Source organism: Brenneria salicis ATCC 15712 = DSM 30166 (genome assembly GCF_003315515.1).
Taxonomy (GTDB): domain Bacteria; phylum Pseudomonadota; class Gammaproteobacteria; order Enterobacterales; family Enterobacteriaceae; genus Brenneria; species Brenneria salicis.
In genome coordinates, this window is the sequence record NZ_QNRY01000004.1 from 39,599 (window position 1) to 59,037 (window position 19,439).

Below are 19,439 nucleotides of genomic sequence, written 5' to 3' on the forward strand. Positions count from 1 at the left end.
CATCATTCCGTGTATAATCGGCCGGAATATTTTCATTCTGACAGGCAAACGAAAGTAATTGCCTGATAAATAAGTTATTTAAGGTGATATAACCATGGGATTCAAATGCGGTATCGTCGGGCTGCCTAACGTCGGTAAATCCACTCTGTTCAATGCGCTGACCAAAGCCGGTATCGAAGCGGCCAACTTCCCGTTTTGTACCATTGAGCCGAATACCGGCGTGGTGCCGATGCCGGATCCGCGTCTGGACAAACTAGCTGAAATCGTCAAGCCACAGCGTATTCTCCCCACCACGATGGAATTTGTTGATATCGCCGGCCTGGTAAAAGGCGCGTCCAAAGGCGAAGGCCTGGGTAACCAGTTCCTGACCAACATTCGTGAAACGGAAGCCATCGGTCATGTGGTGCGTTGTTTTGAAAACGACAATATCATCCATGTGAATAATAAAGTCGATCCAGCGGACGACATTGACGTCATCAACACCGAACTGGCGTTGTCTGATCTTGACACCTGCGAGCGCGCGATACATCGCGTACAGAAAAAAGCCAAAGGCGGAGATAAAGACGCCAAAGCGGAACTGGCCGCGCTGGAAAAATGTCTGCCGCATCTGGAAAATGCCGGTATGTTGCGTTCGCTGGGTCTGACGGAAGAAGACAAAGCCGCCATTCGCTATCTGAGCTTCCTGACCCTCAAGCCAACCATGTATATCGCCAACGTCAACGAAGACGGTTTCGAGAATAACCCTTACCTCGATAAAGTTCGCGAAATCGCGGCGAAAGAAGGTTCAGTCGTCGTGTCTGTGTGTGCCGCCGTCGAGTCCGACATTGCGGAACTGGACGATGCCGACCGGGAAGAATTTATGGCTGAGTTAGGCCTGGAGGAACCAGGGTTGAACCGTGTTATTCGTGCCGGCTATGAACTGCTGAACTTGCAAACCTACTTCACCGCTGGCGTAAAAGAAGTTCGCGCCTGGACTATCCCTGTCGGCGCAACCGCCCCACAAGCGGCCGGCAAGATCCACACCGACTTCGAGAAAGGCTTTATCCGCGCGCAAACCATTTCCTATGAAGACTTCATTACTTATAAAGGTGAACAAGGCGCGAAAGAGGCCGGGAAAATGCGCTCGGAAGGCAAAGATTACATTGTAAAAGATGGCGATGTGATGAATTTCTTGTTCAACGTCTAAACAATTTTTGTTGTCTCATGAAATCTCACTGACTCTCATGAAGAATAACAAAACCAGTATAATCCACGCAGTTGCGTGGATTTTTTATTTCATTCCGTCTCAAGGCACCTTATAAGAGCGCATTCCAAAATGATTACAGACATGAGTACAATCTGTTTCCATCTTTATTTTAGGTGAGCACAATAGCGGTATAAGAAATAGACAAGGACTTCCTATGCTCACTGATACGCAATGCCGCACTGCCAAACCGAAAGAAAAACTTTATCGACTCAATGACTCCGACGGTCTCTACCTCGAAGTTAAACCCAATGGCAAATCCAGCATGTTCGCGTTGGGTGAGTATCCCGCGGTAAAACTCGCCGAAGCGCGAGAGAAATGCGAGCATGTCGCGAAAACATAAGTACAAGGCACCTTAAAGGTGCAGGTGCGCACCATTTAAGTTCACCGCGCCCTAATAATCCATCCTTTCAGTGATTTTCCTTCATAATAATCCCCCTCACGCCAAAATTACTCGACTCTATAATCATGTTTAAAAACAAATTCCCTTTTTACAGGAATAAGTTTCCTCAAAGATGGCACATCACCTGCATTAATGTCTCAAACGTCACATGACAGGTTAATCAACATATGGATGCATTACGGAACGAAGTTGATCCGGATGGACAGATACCCACCTCCGAAAGAGTGCTAAAGGTAATGCGGATCGTTGCTGAATATGGTCGCCCCGTCAGTGCCAGTGAACTTATTCATGCTTCAGGTTTAAACAAAAGCACATTGTATCGGCTGTTAGCGTCGTTGCGCCGCTGGGGTTTCGTGATGGAGTCTGATGCGATGTATCAACTAGGTCCCGCTTGTCTTCAAATGGCGCTGAACTTTGACGCCGTTACGTTGCTTTCACTGCATGCCAGTGAAGCAATGATTGAATTACGTGATGTCACGCAAGAAACCGTTGCGGTTACAGTCGTGATGAATCAGGAAGCGGTATGCATCAGCATGTTAGAACCCCGGCAATCTTTGCGCTGCTCTTTCGAAAAGGGCCGGAGCTTGCCGCTTCATCGTGGAGCAACAGCGAAATGCTTGCTGGCACATATGCCGCAATCCGCGAGGCAGCATATTACGAAAACCTACTACAACAATATGTTCGAACGCGAAGCCTATGAGAAAGAGTTACTTTCAATTGTTCAGCAGGGTTATGCCTGCAGTGAAAGCGAAGTAGACGCGGGTGTATGGGGGGTCAGCGTTCCCATTCTGTCACCCAGTCAACAACTGCTGGGGGCCTTGACGCTGATGGCTCCAGTCATCCGTACACAGAATAAACATCCGCGTTTCATCGAAGATACGTTGCATGCAGCAAAACGTATTCAGGCCAGCCTGAATACGACATTTGAGCAGACATCACCTGCTTTTCATTATCAATCTTAATTTCAGGAAGTGAGCCCATGTCTACATTCAAACATACAGTTAAACATGCCCTGTTATCACTTGGCTTACTGAGCATTTCAGCAACAGCGCTGGCCGCCGGGGAACCAATCAAAGCGGTAACCGACGCCACTTTTCCACCAATGGAATTTACTGAAAACCAAAAAATAACGGGATTCGATATTGATCTGACTGAAGCTATCGCGCACAAGCTTGGTCGTTCCGTGCAGTGGACCAACGTCGATTTTAAAGGACTGATCCCCAGCCTGACGGCAGGACGTGCTGATATCGCCGTATCGGCTATCTATATAACGCCAGAGCGTCAGCAGGTCGTTAATTTCACTCAGCCTTACATGGCAGGTGGCCTCGTTGTCCTGGTCAAAGAAGGCAATGACGCCATCAAAAGTGCAGATGACTTAAAAGGGAAAAAGGTCAGCGTACAGACCGGAACCAAATCCGTCGAGTGGCTTCGCACCCATATTCCAGAAGCGCACACCGCTGAAGTTGAGAAGAACCAGCAGATGTTCAATCTGGTCAGTATCGGACGCGTGGATGCGGCGGTAACCGGTAAACCCGCTGCATTCCAGTACGCTCGTACCCGTGGAGGTGTAAAAATTCTCCCTGACACCCTCACCAACGAAGAATATGGCATTGCCGTGCGCAAAGATGAAACCACACTGGTTGCCGATATGAACAAAGCTCTGGAACAGTTGAGAACCGACGGCAGCTATCAACAGCTGGTCGATAAATGGTTCCCGGGTTCGGCGAAGTAATTCACTGGCGAAGACACAGGATGAATGATGAGTTTAGATCTTAATTTCTCGCCAGTGTTTGCCAGCAGCGATGCGCTGCTGGCAGGCACGTTGGTGACAATTGAAATAACCCTTTGCGCTCTGATTCTGGGGTGCGTACTGGGCTTGATGATAGGTGTTGCCAGAATCAATCCACAGCGAAAAGCCGCGTATGGTATTGCCAGCGCTTACGTCGCGGTGATCCGCGGCACACCGCTGTTAGTACAACTGTTTATCTGGTATTACGGCCTGCCGCGACTCGGGATCATGCTGCCCTCCTTTTTCTGTGGCGTCATTGGTCTGGGCCTCTACTCCGCCGCCTACATTTCAGAAATTGTACGCGGCGCTATAACCTCAATTGATCGTGGACAGAATGAAGCTGCACGTTCGCTGGGCATGTCATCAAAGCAGGCAATGATGAAAATCATTCTGCCTCAGGCCGTTGTACGTATGTTGCCACCATTGGGTAATGAATTTATTGCGTTGATTAAAAATTCCGCGCTGGTCTCTTTGATAACGATCCACGATGTGATGCAGCAGGGTAATACCATCATCAGTAATACCTATCGCGACCTTGAGACTTACCTAGTAATTGCGATTATTTACTTTGTGTTGACCAGCCTGACCGTAATGGCATTGCGGCACTTTGAAAAACGGCATCATCAGAGAGGGGTACAGTAATGTCGAGTCACAAAGCCAGCTTACAACCGCAGATCAGTGTTCGCGATCTGCATAAACGTTATGGCGACAATGTGGTGCTGAATGGCATTGATTTTAATGTATTCAGCGGCCAGGTGATTGTCATCATCGGACCAAGTGGTTCCGGCAAGAGCACATTCCTGCGCTGCTGTAACGGGCTAGAACTGCCCGAGCGCGGGGATATTATGCTGTGCGGCATACCTTTGATCAGCAACGGGAAGCCTCTGCCAGAGAAACAGTTGAATGAACTGCGCAAAGAGGTGGGCATGGTGTTCCAGTCCTTCAACCTGTTTCCTCACCTCTCTGTTCTGGAAAACTTGTGCGTTGCGCCAGTGATGTTGCGCAAAATTGATAAAGCAAAAGCGCAGCAGCAGGCAATGTCACTGCTCGAAAAAGTGGGGCTGGCCGCGAAAGCACAAGCGATGCCGGGCAATCTTTCCGGTGGACAAAAGCAGCGTGTTGCTATTAGCCGCGCGCTGGCGATGTCGCCCAGCGTGATGCTTTTTGATGAGCCCACTTCTGCGCTTGACCCTGAATTGGTCGGCGAAGTGTTACAGGTGATGAAGATGCTCGCCAGCGAAGGCATGACCATGATGGTGGTAACGCACGAGATGGGATTTGCACGTGAAGTGGCTGATGTTGTCGTGGTGATGGATGGCGGCGGCATCGTGGAAGCCGGTCCGCCTGAGCAGATATTTGGCGCACCGCAAAGTGAGCGTACCCGCCAATTCCTCAATGCTGTTTTAACACGACAATAGTACCAGAACTGAGAAACGTAACGTATGAACACCCACCAGATTTTTGCCCGTCATGCCTGGCTTGAACGAGGCTGGCAACGGGATGTACTGATTTCATGGAACCACGAAGGTTTAATTACAGCCGCAGAACCCAACTCAACGCCAGCTGAAGGGATCGAGTCGGTGTCCTGGCTGCTACCAGGTATGCCAAACCTTCATTCACACGCCTTCCAGCGAATTTTTTCCGGCATGGCTGAATTTCGTCAAAACCCTGCGGATAGCTTCTGGAGTTGGCGGAAACTGATGTATGAATTTGCCCAGCAAATCACACCGGAACAACTCGAAATTATTGCCACACAGTTATATCAGGAGATGCTGGCGGCGGGTTATACCTCAGTCTGCGAATTTCATTATGTGCACCACCAGCCCGGGGGAAAGCCCTATCAGGACGCGATCGCGATGAGTTCAGCGCTGGTCCGCGCGGCTCAGTGCACTGGAATAGGCATGACGTTGCTGCCGGTGCTGTATCAGACCAGCGGCTTTGGCGGTCAGCCGCCAGAGGTTCATCAGCGCCGTTTTACCCATGATATGTCATCCTTCCTGGCTTTTTGGGATCAGTTATTCGGCCTTTGTCAGTCGTCGAACGTAAAACTGGGGCTGGCTCCTCACTCATTACGTGCGATAAATCCTGCTGATTTGCAGGCAGTGCTGTCTCACATCTTTGCGGCAGATGCCACCGCCCCCGTACATATTCATGTCGCAGAACAACAGAAAGAGGTTGATGACTGCTTAGCCTGGAGCGGGAAGCGCCCAGTGCAATGGTTACTGGATAATTTCGATGTTGATTCTCGCTGGTGCCTGATTCATGCAACACATATGGATGCACAGGAATATCGGGAAGCGGCAGATACCGGTGCGGTTATTGGTTTATGTCCAACCACAGAAGCGAATCTCGGGGACGGCATTTTTGATTACCGTCAGTGGCAAATGTATAAAGGCTCTTGGGGTATTGGCTCGGACAGCCACATTACCGTGAACGCAGCGGAAGAGTTGCTGCAACTTGAGTATTCGCAGCGACTGCGGAATCAGCAGCGTAATATCTGCTGCAACAGCGTGGAACCCGATGTTGCCACATATCTCTACCGGAAAGCGTTACAGGGAGGAGCACAAGCGTCTGGCAGACTCATTTCGGGCATACAGGCGGGTCAATATGCTGATTTTGTTGAGTTGGACGCCGAGCATCCTGCTTTGGCAGGTATTTCGTCAGATTACCTGCTTGCCGCTCATGTATTTGCAAGCTCACGACAAACTGCCATCAGGCGTGTGTGGACCTCAGGTACGCTGTGCTATCAGGGGATGAGCATGCCAGCATCATTACATCATGACATCGCCGCCATCCGTCGTCGCGTGCTGGCAAATCGCATAGAGGAATAAAAGGTGACAGAGACCGAAGATTATATTTTTCACCGTGGAACGGCTCCACTCTTTGTTACAATGCCACATACCGGAACGGCTATTCCAGCGCATATCGCGGGCCGTTTGACGCCTGAAGCACAGAGCGTGCCTGATACCGACTGGCACATTGAAAAGCTGTATGCTTTTGCGAAAGAGATGGGGGCATCAATATTACAGGCCAAGTGGTCGCGCTATGTGGTCGACCTCAACCGCCCACCCAATAATGAATCGCTGTACCCAGGTCAGGCGACAACAGGATTATGCCCAGTGAATCTTTTTGATGGCGGAGAAATCTATCTTCCTGGCTGTCTACCCGATGCTGCAGAGATCGCCCGGCGCCGGGAACAATACTGGCAGCCCTGGCATGACAAGCTTCAGGCAACACTGAAAGAATTATGCGGCGATTTTCCACGTGTGGTTATGTGGGATGCGCATTCAATACGTTCGGTGTTGCCGCAATTCTTTTCCGGAAAATTGCCGGACTTCAGTATTGGCACAAATAATGGAACGAGTTGTGACCAAAGGCTTGAGCGACAGATTACAAATATCGCACAGCAGAGCCCCCTGTTTACCGCAGTAAATAATGGTCGCTATAAGGGGGGGTATATTACCCGAAATTATTCGGATCAAAGTCAGGGGATTCATACCTTGCAGATGGAACTGACGCAAAGTACTTATATGCAGGAAGTTCCTCCCTGGGTATGGAATGCGCAGCATGCGAGTAACATGCAGGAAAGACTCAGGCTCATGCTCGAAAGCACTATTGAGTTTGCGCAACACAGTTAAACTGTTATCAATGATAGATCATATCCAGTCAGGATGTGCTCTATTCATCCGGCTATTCTCTTAAGAAACGCTACTTAATTAGCCAGTTATACGCTGGTCATCGCCGGATTAGTGATGACCAGCGCCAGGAACTGCTAATACTCACGCCCATCGGCGTAAGCAGTGGAGCCGCCTGTTGCAGGGATTTTCCCCGCTTCACGACTTTTTGAACGACAACAGCGCGTTGCCCATTGCTGCCACAAACTTGTCCTGCTGGTTGATTACCGCCTGAATGCCCGCCTCATCCTGAACATTATCCAGCATATTAATCGCCTGAATTTCCAGAACCCGTCCTTTGACCAGCATGGAACAAAGGGAATGCATCACTTTATTGTTCAGGATGGTCTGTAAACAACGGAATCGCGTCGTCCCGTTAACCGGCACATCCCGCTTGTCGGGTCGAATGCGCTGGCGCAGCATCTCTTTTTCCGTACTGGCGATAACCCGATCCAGATCGCTGTCCAGCGAAGCTTCCGCCACCTTGCCGTTTTTGTCAGGCGGTAACGTATAAAGCGTCACCAGCGCCTTATTACCGGAGAGATTATCGATATACTCCGCTTGCAATGCGTGATTTGGCGCATCAACCACCACCTCGCGTTGCGTCATATTCAATACTTTTTTAGGTAATGCTGAGGCCAGATCTTGCGAGGTATAACCCGCTATCCGGTCAGCATCGCCGTTATCTGCCAGCGTACACAGCGGCAGCGCCAACAACAGGCCGCAAATCCCTTTCTTTATCGCGCCGTTCCTCATGTCGTTCTCCCGTGACTGATTTTTTAGACCACTTTATCGCTATCAGATGAGGATAGGATAGCCTTTTTTGTATACGGCGTGTGTTGTATCACAGCGAGTGTCGTGTCACAGCGAGGAGTTGGCGAATGGGGAGACGCCGCGCCTTTACATTTAATTTGTCCCCATCGCAAACAGTTCTCCCCGGCGATAAGGCTATTGGTAACCAGGCTGCGGGAACATTTATTTGAGCGCACGGCGCTGATGCGAAAACTCAGCGTTTGAAAAACAATTTTGCCGGCGTAATCAAACCTCAGGCGCAAAACAGACGGCGACTTCACTACAGCTTTCACAAGATGGCGAACGGCAGGTCAGTTCCCCATCCACCGACAGACACAACTGACGATAGAAAAATTTTTTCCAGCGCATGTTCTGCGCATTCATTTCAACCAGCGGCGCAAAGCAGACGGTCATCAATTCACGGAGTTCGTCACGTGACGCCAGCCCCAAATCCTGCCACAGATGATTGAAACTCATTGAAGCGCTGGCGATTAACCAGTGCATCGGCGCCGCGTCTTCATCCATATATTGCAGCAACCAATCCGCCAACTGCTCGCACTCCGGCTGGCGTGAACGCAGCAACATACTTAACAAGGCGTCCTGCTGCGCCAGCGGTGCGGGACGCGCTGGCGTCTCGCGTCCCACTCGCTGCAACAGCCGTTGCCAGTCGTCGTTATTCAGATGCATCTGGGCGGGGAAGCGCGCCAGCCCTCGCAGATGATTATCGACCAGATAACGCAACCATGCCAGCGGCGTGGATAAGATTGTCATCATGCCACCCCCTGCTGACTGACCTCCACCTGAGCACGTTGCATCCACCATTGTTCCAGCGTTTTGCGAATGGGTTGCCATGCGCCGTTGACACAGGGTTCGATGCCCTCCGCTTCCAGCCGCTGCCAGGGCGCCATCCCGATACGAGCGCAAAATACGGCTTTGACATCCGCCAGCAACGCAATGACCTGATCCAGCCGATCTTCCGGCTCGCCTTCCTCGCACTCCGTCGGACTCTTGCAGTAGCGCTGGGTGAAACGCTCACCCAACGGGATAATGCCCGCACGGGAAATACTGAAAATATGAAAGCGATCCACATGACCAAAATGTTGATCGATCACCTCGCCTTGTCCGCTGGCGACGGCCACCAGACAGGCATCGGCTTCTTCTGATTCCCCCTGTGACGCGATGCTGGCCTGAATGCTTGCCCGCCGGAACAATGCCGGCAGCCACGATTCCTGGCGGTCAGGCAATGAAGCCAGCGGAAATTCCTGGCTGCGATCTTCGCCCAGCATCCCTATCGCATCAGCGCGACACTGTTGGCAATGCGCCATTTGCGGCATATGCCGTCCGCAATGGCCGCGCACCTCGCCCAGCGTTTCCGCATCCGGTTCGCGCACGCCTTCCAGACCAAACCGGGTGCCATGCTCCGGCCTGGCAATCAGCGGCATTACATTATGCAGCACGGCTCCCCATTGGCGCGCCTGCAAGCTGACCTCGCTGAGATGCGCGGCATTGATTTCCGGGATCAGGACAGAATTCACTTTCACCATAATGCCGTGTTCCGCCAGTTTGCGAATGCCTTCACCCTGCCGTTCAATCAGCAAATCGGCGGCGATACGCCCGTTCAGTTTGTCGCCTTCGTACCACAGGCCGTCATAGATTTTTTCGGCAATCACGGCATCGATGGCGTTCACCGTGACAGTGACATGATCGACGCCGATATCCACCAATCGATCGATGACATCCGGCAGCATCAGGCCATTGGTGGACAGGCACAACTTAATATCCGGCAATTCCGCCCGCAGCCCTTCCAGCGTTTTAAAGGTACGGGCAATGTTAGCCAGCGGATCGCCCGGCCCGGCAATGCCAATCACCGACAATTGCGGGATCTGTGATGCGACATATTTCGCTTTGGCGATCGCTTGCTCTGGCGATAAAAGTTCCGAGACAACGCCGGGACGGGATTCATTGCTGCAATCGTACTTGCGGTTGCAATAGTTGCATTGCAGATTGCAGGCCGGCGCCACCGCCAGATGCATCCGGGCGTAGCGATGATGGGCCAGCGGCGAGTAACAAGGGTGGCGAGACACTTTATCCGCCTGTAACGGGGTAAACTGCGCCGTATTCATCGGCCCGCATGATCGTTTGCCTGAAAGAGATGCGTTGTCTGTCATATGCTTAACCTCAATAATGAGCGACCTCATCTCTTTGGTGCAAACGGCATGCCGGACAATCACGAAGATAAAACGTTTATTTTATAGTGGGTTAGCGATTAACTTTACTGCTTCATAACTGACATTGTCTGACAATGTATTGAGTGCGACATTGGTGTGGCCGAGGGCTATCCGACCTCCCCTTTACTCATAACGCATCTCACATGCGCTGCATATTAATATTCATAATCTGAATACGATACGCCACCTGGCGCGGCGTCATTCCCAACAGGCGGGCGGCTTTGGCTTGTACCCAGCCGGTGCGTTCCAGCGCCGCAATTAAACGTTGCCGCTCATCCTGAATATTTTCAATGTCGGGTTCGTGATTCATATTCGTGCCAACATCGTTGGCGATTTTGTTGCGATTAAACGGCGCCAGCGAGTTTTCTTTGTAGTTGAATAGAATAACATCCCGGTCAATTAAACCGTCCTCCGCCATCACCGCTGCTCGCTCCAGACAGTTTTCCAGTTCGCGCACATTACCCGGCCAGTCATAGCTCATCAGCAAGCGTATCGCGCCGTCGCTGATATGCAGTTCCCGACCTTGCCGCTTGCTGAGCTTGGCGATCAGAAACTGCGCCAGATCCTGTACATCCTCAAGCCGTTCACGTAACGGCGGCAAAAAAATCGGCATCACATTCAGGCGGTAATAGAGATCTTCACGAAAATTCCCGGCTCTGACTTCATCTTCCAGGTTGCGGTTGGTCGCCGCGATGATGCGCACATCCACCCGCAGCGTCTCATCGCCGCCGACACGCTCCATTTCGCCCTCCTGCAAAATACGCAGCAGCTTGGTTTGAAACGACGCGCTGCTCTCGCCGATTTCATCCAGAAACAATGTGCCGCCATCCGCCAGTTCAAAACGCCCTTTGCGCTGCTTGACCGCCCCGGTAAAGGCCCCTTTTTCGTGGCCGAACAGTTCGCTTTCAAGCAGCGAATCGGGCAACGCCGCACAGTTGAATTTCACAAACGGCGTACCGGCACGCGGGGAATTGTAGTGAATGGCGTTGGCGATCATCTCTTTACCTGTGCCGCTTTCTCCCCGGATCAGCACCGTGGTGTCCCAGCGCGATACCTGACGCATCAGGTCGAAGATATGTCGCATCGGCTGACTTTTACCGACGATATTGTCAAAACCATACTGCTGCTGAACTTTTCGCCGCAGGCTGTCGCGTTCACTGCGCAACGCTTCGCTTTCCCCTTTGGCATGCCCGATTAAGCGCACGGTTTGCGCAATCAGGTTAGCCACCATTTCCAGAAAACGGGTGCTGGAAGGCAATCTGTCCTCATGCAATTCCATCGGCTGGGCCGCCAGCACGCCAAGCGGCATCTCATCCGGGCCGGGGATCGGCACGCAGATAAACGGCAGCGCATAATCATAGAGATTGAGGCGATCCAGAAAACGCGGATCGTCCGATACCCGCGGCAGCACCAGCGATGTCCGCTGGCTCATCACGGCGCCCAGAATGCCCTCGCCAACCCGATAACGCACGCCGCGCCCGCCTTTGACCACCTGTGTATCCGCGCCTTGCAACGCTTCAATAAACAGCGAGGCACGATCCTTATCAAACAGACACACCATGCCATATTGCATAAATGCATGGTCGTGCAGCGCCTGGATCATCTCTTCCAGCGTGTGCTGCACATCCAGAGAATGGCTCAACGCCACACTGATTTTATGCAGCGCCACCACCTGTTGCTGTGAATCCAGGCGTCGGGAAAGTCGTTCTGTCGTGGGGAAATGCGCCATTTTATCCTCCCAAAGCTTCTGTATCGGTGAGGCATAAGCTGTCAACCGGCAGCATGAGCATCATCAAGGTGCCGTCTGACGCCGTTTGTTCGGTGGTAACCGAGCCACGCAGTTGCGACATGATCATCTGTATCAAACGCAATTCCATGCATTGACCGGTCGCCAATATTTCTATCATCGGGTGAGCCGCCTCCTGCACGCAGGACGGAAGGTTATCGGTGACGACAAAGCACAGTCGCTGGCACTGCTGCCTGACCTGAATGGAGATCAACACCTCATCCCGCATTTTCCCCGCCAATGCCAGGCAGCGATCAAGCCACAGGCTCAAGGCGGTCAGAATCAGCGTTCGCTGACCGCGCAGACTGAGATCCGGTGAGGAACAAGACCACACCAGCTTGCCGGACGGCCCCATACGATACCGATAGATATCAGCCAGATCCGTCATCATCGCGGTGACGGGAACGCGCTCTTGCGGTTCCTGCTGCAATGGAGGACGACATGCCGTCAGACGGGCGATCGCTTCTTTTCCTTCATTCCAGGCGGTGCGCAGCGCGACACTATCGATATCGGGATTCAGACGCAACGCGGCGGACAGCATGTTCAACGGGCAACTGAGTTGAATTAACGCGGCGTCCAGCGTTTCGCGGATCGCCGCCATCATTTTATTGACGCTAATCTGGCGCTCAAGCTGCGCCCGGCGATCCTGCGTCATTTGTCGTTGCTGCTCCGTGCAATCGACAATCACCACCAACTGTCGCGGCGGCGCGTTGTCGGTGAAATAAAGACTGGCTTCCTCATTGACCGCGTGCAGCGGCCAGCAACTCACCGCAAACCAACGCTGGACGCCGCGAATGGTCAACGGCGTCATGGCGGAATTCTCGTTACCATTCAGGCAATCCAGCAACACCAGCGGTTCCTGACCGTCACAATCGGCGCTGAGGGTTTTGTAGGCCAGATTGTCCATCACGATATTTTGCTCTCCTTCCACCACCACCACCGCCGCCGGAATGTTATTCAGCACCGCGGAAATCAGCGTCATCTGGTTACGCACCCGCTGCGCCAGCGCGTAGCGTTCGCTGATGTCTTTATGCATGCCGAGATAATGTTCAATTTCCCCTTGCGCATTGACGATCGGGGAAATGGTGATTTCCGCCAGATAGAGCGACATATCCTTGCGCTGATTGATAAGCTGACCGCTCCACGAATTGCCGGCGGTAATCGTCGACCATAGCGACTGGTATACCGACGCGGGCGTCTGATGGCTGGAAAGCAGATTATGATTGGCGCCCATTAATGTATGCAGCGAGTAACCGCTCAGTTCACAGAAAGCGGGGTTGGCATACACAATATTGGCCTGCGGATCGGTAATCGAAATCGCCACTGAAGATTGTTCAACAGCCGTATGAAATAGCGCCGCGTGCAGCCCTTTTCCTCCCAGCGATGATGTTATCAACTGTACATCATCCAAGACTAACGATGAACTCATCCGGGCCCCTCCGGTTTGCATAGCGAGTCTGTCGGCTTCATGACAAATTGTCAGATTAAGGAACAGACATCGAACGACATGAAATACCCCTGTTTACGGTGCAAGATTTATTCCCCTCCGCGAAAAAAACGCAAAAACCTTGATCACGATGTGGGTTTTTGCCGCTATATCCCGATTTCCGTCATCTGTGATCGCTGTCACGCCATTTTCTGTCGCGACGTTGCCCGTTTTTGGCGCACATTTTTGCACCTTGAGTGAACATTTATTAACCCGTTCAAGCTGGCACGCCTTTCGCAATACCCCTCAGGGAATCTCGACCTCTGGGGGAGAAATGAAAGAGATACTGTTAATCATGCTGGCTAATATTCTGGTCAACAATGTGGTGCTGGCGCGCTTTTTGGGACTCTGTTCCTTTATGGGCGTCACCAATCAGGTCAAGGCGGCGATAGGGATATCCATTGCGACCACGGTGGTGATTACACTGGGTTCCGCATTAGGTTGGTTGGTTGAGTACTGGATCCTGGCCCCGCTCGATCTGGTTTACCTGCGTTTGCTCTCGGTCATTCTGATCATTGCCTCGCTGGTTCAGTTGATTGAAATGGTGATTGCCAAATACAGCCCGCCCCTTTACCGCTCACTGGGCATTTTTCTTCCGCTGATTACCACCAACTGCGCTGTGCTGGGCGTGGCGTTATTGGTGCTTCAGGATCGGCTGAGTTTTACCCACAGCGTATTCTTTGGCTTCAGCGCCTCGCTGGGGTATTCGCTGGTGATGATTATTTTTGCCGGACTGCGTGAACGGCAGGCCAGCGCGCTCCCGCCGTTGTTATTCAAAGGGACGCCGCTCAATTTTATTACCGCCAGTATTCTGGCGCTGGCCTTTACCGGCTTTGCCGGATTGTCGTCATGAGGGGTGTGAGATGTTGATACTGACTTTACTCGCCCTGCCGTTTATCTCCGCGATAATCGGCGCATTGCTCGGTTATGCCGCCATCTACCTGAAAATAGAAAGCGACCCGATGGTCGATAGCATTACGGCGTTATTGCCAAGCGGCCAATGCGGTCAATGCGGCTATCCCGGCTGCCGTCAGGCCGCAGTCGCCATGGCCAGCGGAAAAGCCGCCGTTACCATCTGCGCCCCCGGCGGCAACGCGGTGGCGCAGCGCATCGCCGCCTTGATGGGCGTCAGTCTGGATGACAGCGAGGCGCAGGGGCCGATGGTGGCGATGATCAACCCTCAAAGGTGCGATGGTTGCGGTCGTTGCCTCAAACAGTGCGCCTTCGACGCGATTATCGGCGCCACACGTCAATTACATGGCGTACTCAGCGAAGACTGCACCGGTTGCGGTTCCTGTGTCGATATCTGTCCGCAAGACAGCATTCATCTTTATGCCGATCCGCAACTTACCCCCACCGTCGCCAAACCCGGTTTAGCGCCGCGCCAGGAGCCCAACTATGCTTAAAGCCCTCACGACGCCCCACGGCGGCATTCGTCCCTATAGCCATAAATCCTTAACCCGTGAACGGGCGATTCGAACGTTGCCCACGCCGGAAAAACTGGTGCTGCCGTTGCGCCAGCATACTGGCGCGCCCGCGATTCCGGTGGTGACCATTGGTGACACCGTCACAAAAGGTCAATGCCTGGCCCAGCCGTTTGGCCGGATGTCGGCGCCGATACACAGTCCGACCGATGCGATCGTGACGGAAATCGTGACCGGCGACGCGGGCTATATTCAACTGCGCACCCAGCCCGCCACCTCGACTGTCTCTCGGTTGAGCACCACCGAAGACAGCAGCGTCGAGCGCATGCTGTCGCTTATCGCGCAGGCCGGGATTGTCGGCATGGGCGGCGCCATGTTCCCGGCGGCGGATAAAATCCGTCTGGCGATGCGCCATGACATCAACTACCTGATCATCAATGGCGGCGAGTGCGAACCTTACATCACCGCCGACGAACGCATGATGCAGGAGCAGGCCGAATTTCTGATTGGCGGCATCCGCTATCTGCAACAACTGACCAACGCGCGTCAGGTCTATATCGGGATTGAAGACAACAAACGCGAGGCCCTTCTGCGTCTCGACCGGCTGTGTGAGGATGAACCCGATATCGAGGTGGTGGCCTTGCCGTCGCTCTACCCAATGGGCTCCGCCAAGCAGTTGATAGAAGCGGTGACCGGACAGCAAATCCCTCAAAACAAACGTTCGCCGGAAATGGGCGTACTGGTTCAGAACGTCGGCACCTGTATCGCCATCTTCCAGGCTATTCGCTTCCGTCAGCCTTTGACTCACCGGGTGATTACCGTCAGCGGTCGGGCGGTTGAAGAACCCGGTAATCTGCTGGTGCCGATCGGGACGCCGATCAACACCATTATCGCCGCCTGCGGCGGGCTGAAAAGCACACCGGCACGCATGATCCTCGGCGGGCCGATGATGGGCCGCGCGACTACCGATCTCAATGCCCCCATCACCAAAGGCACCAGCGGCTTGCTGTTGCTGACCGAGGATGAAATTCCCCAGCCGCACAGCAGCGCCTGTTTGCGTTGCGGTCGCTGTGTGGATGCCTGCCCGATGGGGTTGCCGCCGCTGGCGATGCTGGCCGAGTTGAAGATTGACCAACTGAATAACGCCCGCGATCTGGGGCTGAATAGCTGTTTACTGTGCGGTTCCTGTTCATGGGTTTGCCCCGCCGTACTGCCGCTGACACAGTTCTTCGACTGGGGACAACAACAATTGCGGCTGGAACAACGCCGGGACAACAAAATGCAACGCGCCGGCGCCAATAGTCTGCGGCGGCAGGAACGGCTGGCCCGTGAAGCCGTCGAAAAAGCCGCGGCGAAAGCGGCCAAACCGTCGCGCCGCCGTAACGTTGCGCCAGATGCGCCGATGGAGGGTTCCGCATGTTGACATCACCTCATGTTCATCAGGGGCTCAGTACCCGGAACCTGATGTATAAGGTCAATCTGGCGTTGATGCCGGTGGTTATGCTGGGGATTGTCCAGTTTGGCGCCCCAGCGTTGATGCTGATGGTCACCTGTATTATCACCGCCTTGCTGTGCGAAGCCTTGTGCCTGCGGGCCAACCCGGTTTCGCTCGGCCATGTGTTCGACGGCAGCGCCTTGCTGACCGCCCTGTTGTTCGCCCTGAGTCTGCCGCCCCATGCGCCGCTGTGGTTGGGCGCGTTTGGTTCCGCCGTCGCCATCCTGCTGGGTAAACATATTTACGGCGGGCTGGGACAAAACCTGTTCAATCCGGCGATGCTGGCGCGGGTCGTGGTGCTGATTGCTTTCCCGGTGCAAATGACGCAGTGGGTGGTGCCAAGCGAGTTCTGGAACGGCGCGGTCTACTCCCTGCATACCGATGGCACCACCAGCGCCACCTTGCTCGGCGCGTTTCGTGAACAGGCAGTGGCCTCGTTCTCTTGGGAAAACATGCTGCTGGGCACCCATAATGGCAGCTTCGGCGAAACCTCCACGTTGTTGCTCGCGCTAAGCGGCCTATGGTTATTGCAACAGCGGGTATTCAGTTGGCATGCCCCGATCGCCATGCTGGTCGGCTGCCTGTTGCCGGGGATGACCCAATGGTTTATTGCGCCGCAATCCATTTTACCGCCGTTGGCGCAACTCACCACCGGCGGTTTGATGCTGGGCGCCGTATTTATCATCACCGATCCGGTCACCGGCCCCGGTAGTCCGCGTGGCCGTCTGTATTACGGCACGCTGGCGGGCTTTCTGGTCTGGGCCATCCGCAGCTTTGGCAATTATCCCGAAGGCGTCGCCTTTGCCATTCTGCTGGTGAATGCCATCACCCCGTTGATCGATAGCTGGACGCGTCCGCGGGCCTATGGCTATCAGACCCAAAAGGAGAAATAACATGGCTGCCGCGTCAGGTACCAAACTGCGCTGGCCGCCACGCAGTCACCCCGTCAACCTGAGCTTGTTGCTCGGCACCTTTACCCTGCTCATCAGCCTGATGGTTGCCGGTACCTGGTGGTCAACCTACGCCGAGATTGAATTGCGCCACCAGGAAGATACCCAGCGCCAGTTGGCGGCGGTCTTCCCCAGTGAACTGCATGACAACCCGCTCAGCGACAGCGAAGTCACATTAACGCTGGATGGCGCGCCGGTACGGGCTTATCGCGCCACGCTGCAAGGCCGGCCCAGCGGCGTGGTGATGTTTGGCGGCGAAAAAGGTTACAGCGGCATCATCAGCCTGCTGATCGGCATTGACGCCAACGGGGAACTGACCGGCGTGCGGGTTATCTCCCATACGGAAACGCCGGGCCTGGGCGACAAAATCGAAGTAAACCGCAGCGACTGGATAACGGGGTTTAACGGCAAGTCGCTGCAAAACACTTCGGAAAAACAGTGGCATGTCAAAAAAGACGGCGGCGATTTCGATGCCTTCACCGGGGCCACCATTACCCCGCGCGCCGTAGTGAAGGGGGTTCACCGGACACTGCAACTGTTCCAACGACATCGTGCTCAATTGCTGGGTTTAACGCAGGAGAAAGCCAATGAGTGAGATTACCGCCACCGCGCCGGTCGATCGTCCCGCCTACCGCGCTATTCTGGTCAGCGGGATCTGGACCAATAACATCACCTACGTGCAGATCCTCGGACTCTGTCCGCTGATGGCCGTCACCACCACCGCCACCAACGGTTTCGGGATGGGCGTCATGACCACCGCGGTACTGGCGGGGGCTAATTTGCTGGTATCGCTGCTGCGCAGCCTGACGCCCAATCAGATCCGCATTCCGGTTTATATTCTGATCATCTCCAGTCTGGTGACGGTGCTCGATCTGACGATGAATGCCTGGATGCATGATCTGCATAAAATCCTCGGCCTGTTTATTCCGTTGATCGTGGCGAACTGCGCTCTGCTGGGGCGCGCAGAATCCTTTGCCGCCCACAACCCGCCGTTCGCCGCCACGCTGGACGGCATGGCGACCGGGTTAGGCTTTACTCTGGGCCTGACCTCCATGGGCGCGATCCGCGAAATTATCGGCAGCGGAACGCTGTTCAGCGGCGCGGAACAATTGCTGGGGCCGACGTTCCGCTTTCTGGAAATGCATCTGTTGCCCAATTATGACGGCTTTATTCTGATGCTGTTGCCGCCCGGCGGTTTTGTGGTGATGGGATTTGTTCTGGCGGGGATCCGCGGCATTAAGGTGTTGCGTTACGGCGCCGACGTGCTGAAGAAAGAGGCTAGCACTGGCTGCGGCGCGGGATGCGGAGGCTGCCGCTGATGAAATTCACCATAGTCCATGTCAATGGCGACCAAAGCCGTTGCGTCGAGATGGATTTGCCCGCGCCCGTCACCTTGCGCGAAGCATTTCTGGCCTCCCCGTTGCCCGCGTTGTTTCCCTGGCTCGACCCGGATACGCATCGCATGGGCGTCTTTGGACGCCTGTGCGCCGCAGACAGTGAAGTCCATGAAGGCGATCGGGTGGAAATCTATCTGCCGATCCAACGCGTCGCCCACCAAGCGGACGACGATGAAGCCTAATTAACCGCCCTTTTTCATAGCCCTGTTTAGGAGAATGTAAACCATGAGCACTATCGGCATTTTTTTCGGCACCGATACCGGCAAAACCCGCAAGGTCGCCAAACTGATCAAGCAAAAACTGGGGGAACAGGCTGATGAGCCGGTGAATATCAATCGCGCCGCCATTGACGATCTGCTGGCTTACGATGTGCTGATCCTCGGCACACCGACGCTGGGCGACGGTCAGCTTCCCGGTCTGGACGCCGAATGTATGAGCGAATCCTGGGCTGAGTTCGCCGATGATCTGGCGAATGCCGATCTCAGCGGTAAAACCGTGGCGTTATTCGGACTCGGCGATCAGGTCGCCTACCCGGATGCGTTTGTGAATGCGCTCGGCGAACTTTACGACATCGTCAGTGAAACCGGCGCCAACATCATCGGCGCGTGGTCAATTGAGGGCTACGACTTTACCGATTCCTCGGCGCTGGAAAGCGGCAGCTTCGTCGGGCTGGTGCTGGATCAGGATAATCAGCAGGATTTGACGGAAGAACGCGTTTCGCAGTGGGTTAGCCAGCTTCAGGCGGCGATCTGATTATCCCTTGTTGATGGTT

Annotated in this window: 20 protein-coding genes and 2 pseudogenes; 17 read left to right on the forward strand and 5 right to left on the reverse strand. The window is 54.0% G+C overall.

All coding sequences use genetic code 11. From position 1 onward, the window contains the following. The first annotated feature begins 94 nt into the window (after positions 1–94). The 8 genes and pseudogenes from ychF to hutG all read left to right on the forward strand — a co-directional run bounded on the left by ychF (position 95) and on the right by hutG (position 7,073). Positions 95–1,186, forward strand: a complete 1,092-nt coding sequence (gene ychF, locus DES54_RS03260; RefSeq protein WP_113865186.1) for a redox-regulated ATPase YchF — start codon at positions 95–97, stop codon at positions 1,184–1,186. Positions 1,187–1,400: 214 nt separating this feature from the next. Continuing rightward, positions 1,401–1,580: pseudogene (locus DES54_RS03265) on the forward strand (Arm DNA-binding domain-containing protein); the annotation flags it as partial. Between the two features lie 233 nt (positions 1,581–1,813). Then, entirely contained in the window at positions 1,814–2,608 is a 795-nt protein-coding gene (locus DES54_RS03270) for an IclR family transcriptional regulator (protein WP_113865187.1), read from the forward strand. Positions 2,609–2,625: 17 nt separating this feature from the next. After that, positions 2,626–3,378: a transporter substrate-binding domain-containing protein gene (locus tag DES54_RS03275; RefSeq protein WP_113865188.1), complete on the forward strand. Its 753-nt coding sequence runs from the start codon at positions 2,626–2,628 to the stop codon at positions 3,376–3,378. Between the two features lie 27 nt (positions 3,379–3,405). After that, positions 3,406–4,077: an amino acid ABC transporter permease gene (locus tag DES54_RS03280; RefSeq protein WP_113865189.1), complete on the forward strand. Its 672-nt coding sequence runs from the start codon at positions 3,406–3,408 to the stop codon at positions 4,075–4,077. Next, positions 4,077–4,853, forward strand: coding sequence for an amino acid ABC transporter ATP-binding protein (locus tag DES54_RS03285; RefSeq protein WP_113865190.1), 777 nt, complete (start codon positions 4,077–4,079; stop codon positions 4,851–4,853). Before DES54_RS03280 ends, DES54_RS03285 begins: the two co-directional genes overlap by 1 nt. A gap of 24 nt (positions 4,854–4,877) precedes the next feature. Then, complete coding sequence (locus DES54_RS03290) at positions 4,878–6,266, forward strand: formimidoylglutamate deiminase (protein WP_113865191.1); 1,389 nt, start codon at positions 4,878–4,880, stop codon at positions 6,264–6,266. Between the two features lie 3 nt (positions 6,267–6,269). Continuing rightward, positions 6,270–7,073, forward strand: a complete 804-nt coding sequence (hutG, locus tag DES54_RS03295; RefSeq protein WP_113865192.1) for an N-formylglutamate deformylase — start codon at positions 6,270–6,272, stop codon at positions 7,071–7,073. Positions 7,074–7,268: 195 nt separating this feature from the next. Here hutG and DES54_RS03300 read toward each other — a convergent pair whose 3' ends face one another. Beyond that, positions 7,269–7,865 (reverse strand): hypothetical protein, encoded by a 597-nt coding sequence (locus tag DES54_RS03300; protein WP_113865193.1) that lies wholly within the window; start codon positions 7,863–7,865, stop codon positions 7,269–7,271. Between the two features lie 129 nt (positions 7,866–7,994). Here DES54_RS03300 and DES54_RS19320 point away from each other — a divergent pair. Further along, positions 7,995–8,126 (forward strand): annotated as a pseudogene (locus DES54_RS19320) (substrate binding domain-containing protein); the annotation flags it as partial. A gap of 21 nt (positions 8,127–8,147) precedes the next feature. Here DES54_RS19320 and DES54_RS03310 read toward each other — a convergent pair. From DES54_RS03310 to nifL, 4 genes are all read right to left on the reverse strand, one after another. Next, entirely contained in the window at positions 8,148–8,672 is a 525-nt protein-coding gene (locus DES54_RS03310; protein ID WP_113865290.1) for a nitrogen fixation protein NifQ, read from the reverse strand. Continuing rightward, a complete protein-coding gene (gene nifB, locus DES54_RS03315) occupies positions 8,672–10,069 on the reverse strand; it encodes a nitrogenase cofactor biosynthesis protein NifB (protein WP_113865194.1) in 1,398 nt (465 codons plus the stop codon). Before nifB ends, DES54_RS03310 begins: the two co-directional genes overlap by 1 nt. A 199-nt stretch (positions 10,070–10,268) precedes the next feature. Continuing rightward, positions 10,269–11,858: a nif-specific transcriptional activator NifA gene (nifA, locus tag DES54_RS03320; protein ID WP_113865195.1), complete on the reverse strand. Its 1,590-nt coding sequence runs from the start codon at positions 11,856–11,858 to the stop codon at positions 10,269–10,271. Between the two features lies 1 nt (position 11,859). After that, complete coding sequence (nifL, locus tag DES54_RS03325; RefSeq protein WP_113865196.1) at positions 11,860–13,344, reverse strand: nitrogen fixation negative regulator NifL; 1,485 nt, start codon at positions 13,342–13,344, stop codon at positions 11,860–11,862. A gap of 331 nt (positions 13,345–13,675) precedes the next feature. On the opposite strand from nifL, the gene rsxA reads away from it, so the two are divergent. Genes rsxA through DES54_RS03365 form a run of 8 tightly spaced genes read left to right on the forward strand, consistent with a single transcriptional unit; the run spans position 13,676 to position 19,420 of the window. Further along, positions 13,676–14,254 carry an electron transport complex subunit RsxA gene (gene rsxA / locus DES54_RS03330; RefSeq protein ID WP_113865197.1) on the forward strand — a complete coding sequence of 193 codons (579 nt, stop codon included), beginning with the start codon at positions 13,676–13,678 and terminating at the stop codon, positions 14,252–14,254. Between the two features lie 10 nt (positions 14,255–14,264). Then, positions 14,265–14,807 (forward strand): RnfABCDGE type electron transport complex subunit B, encoded by a 543-nt coding sequence (locus tag DES54_RS03335; protein WP_113865198.1) that lies wholly within the window; start codon positions 14,265–14,267, stop codon positions 14,805–14,807. Continuing rightward, entirely contained in the window at positions 14,800–16,248 is a 1,449-nt protein-coding gene (gene rsxC, locus DES54_RS03340) for an electron transport complex subunit RsxC (RefSeq protein ID WP_113865199.1), read from the forward strand. The genes DES54_RS03335 and rsxC overlap by 8 nt, the downstream gene beginning before the upstream one ends. Further along, complete coding sequence (locus tag DES54_RS03345) at positions 16,242–17,213, forward strand: RnfABCDGE type electron transport complex subunit D (protein ID WP_113865200.1); 972 nt, start codon at positions 16,242–16,244, stop codon at positions 17,211–17,213. The genes rsxC and DES54_RS03345 overlap by 7 nt, the downstream gene beginning before the upstream one ends. Position 17,214: 1 nt before the next feature. Then, positions 17,215–17,865, forward strand: a complete 651-nt coding sequence (gene rsxG / locus DES54_RS03350; protein WP_113865201.1) for an electron transport complex subunit RsxG — start codon at positions 17,215–17,217, stop codon at positions 17,863–17,865. Next, complete coding sequence (locus tag DES54_RS03355; RefSeq protein ID WP_113865202.1) at positions 17,858–18,589, forward strand: electron transport complex subunit E; 732 nt, start codon at positions 17,858–17,860, stop codon at positions 18,587–18,589. Before rsxG ends, DES54_RS03355 begins: the two co-directional genes overlap by 8 nt. Then, positions 18,589–18,849, forward strand: coding sequence for an RnfH family protein (locus tag DES54_RS03360; protein WP_113865203.1), 261 nt, complete (start codon positions 18,589–18,591; stop codon positions 18,847–18,849). Before DES54_RS03355 ends, DES54_RS03360 begins: the two co-directional genes overlap by 1 nt. Before the next feature lie 43 nt (positions 18,850–18,892). Then, the gene (locus tag DES54_RS03365; RefSeq protein WP_113865204.1) at positions 18,893–19,420 is read left to right on the forward strand and encodes a flavodoxin; all 528 of its coding nucleotides are present in this window, start codon (positions 18,893–18,895) and stop codon (positions 19,418–19,420) included. Positions 19,421–19,439 lie beyond the last annotated feature (19 nt).

Coding starts and splice junctions, on each gene's coding strand:
- DES54_RS03280 (WP_113865189.1), top strand. CDS start 3,406: ATGAGTTTAGATCTTAATTTCTCGCCAGTGTTTGCCAGCAGCGATGCG.
- DES54_RS03275 (WP_113865188.1), top strand. CDS start 2,626: ATGTCTACATTCAAACATACAGTTAAACATGCCCTGTTATCACTTGGC.
- ychF (WP_113865186.1), top strand. CDS start 95: ATGGGATTCAAATGCGGTATCGTCGGGCTGCCTAACGTCGGTAAATCC.
- rsxC (WP_113865199.1), top strand. CDS start 14,800: ATGCTTAAAGCCCTCACGACGCCCCACGGCGGCATTCGTCCCTATAGC.
- nifA (WP_113865195.1), bottom strand. CDS start 11,858: ATGGCGCATTTCCCCACGACAGAACGACTTTCCCGACGCCTGGATTCA.
- DES54_RS03345 (WP_113865200.1), top strand. CDS start 16,242: ATGTTGACATCACCTCATGTTCATCAGGGGCTCAGTACCCGGAACCTG.
- DES54_RS03360 (WP_113865203.1), top strand. CDS start 18,589: ATGAAATTCACCATAGTCCATGTCAATGGCGACCAAAGCCGTTGCGTC.
- nifL (WP_113865196.1), bottom strand. CDS start 13,344: ATGAGTTCATCGTTAGTCTTGGATGATGTACAGTTGATAACATCATCG.
- DES54_RS03335 (WP_113865198.1), top strand. CDS start 14,265: ATGTTGATACTGACTTTACTCGCCCTGCCGTTTATCTCCGCGATAATC.
- rsxA (WP_113865197.1), top strand. CDS start 13,676: ATGAAAGAGATACTGTTAATCATGCTGGCTAATATTCTGGTCAACAAT.
- DES54_RS03285 (WP_113865190.1), top strand. CDS start 4,077: ATGTCGAGTCACAAAGCCAGCTTACAACCGCAGATCAGTGTTCGCGAT.
- DES54_RS03290 (WP_113865191.1), top strand. CDS start 4,878: ATGAACACCCACCAGATTTTTGCCCGTCATGCCTGGCTTGAACGAGGC.
- nifB (WP_113865194.1), bottom strand. CDS start 10,069: ATGACAGACAACGCATCTCTTTCAGGCAAACGATCATGCGGGCCGATG.
- DES54_RS03300 (WP_113865193.1), bottom strand. CDS start 7,865: ATGAGGAACGGCGCGATAAAGAAAGGGATTTGCGGCCTGTTGTTGGCG.
- rsxG (WP_113865201.1), top strand. CDS start 17,215: ATGGCTGCCGCGTCAGGTACCAAACTGCGCTGGCCGCCACGCAGTCAC.
- DES54_RS03365 (WP_113865204.1), top strand. CDS start 18,893: ATGAGCACTATCGGCATTTTTTTCGGCACCGATACCGGCAAAACCCGC.
- DES54_RS03270 (WP_113865187.1), top strand. CDS start 1,814: ATGGATGCATTACGGAACGAAGTTGATCCGGATGGACAGATACCCACC.
- DES54_RS03355 (WP_113865202.1), top strand. CDS start 17,858: ATGAGTGAGATTACCGCCACCGCGCCGGTCGATCGTCCCGCCTACCGC.
- DES54_RS03310 (WP_113865290.1), bottom strand. CDS start 8,672: ATGACAATCTTATCCACGCCGCTGGCATGGTTGCGTTATCTGGTCGAT.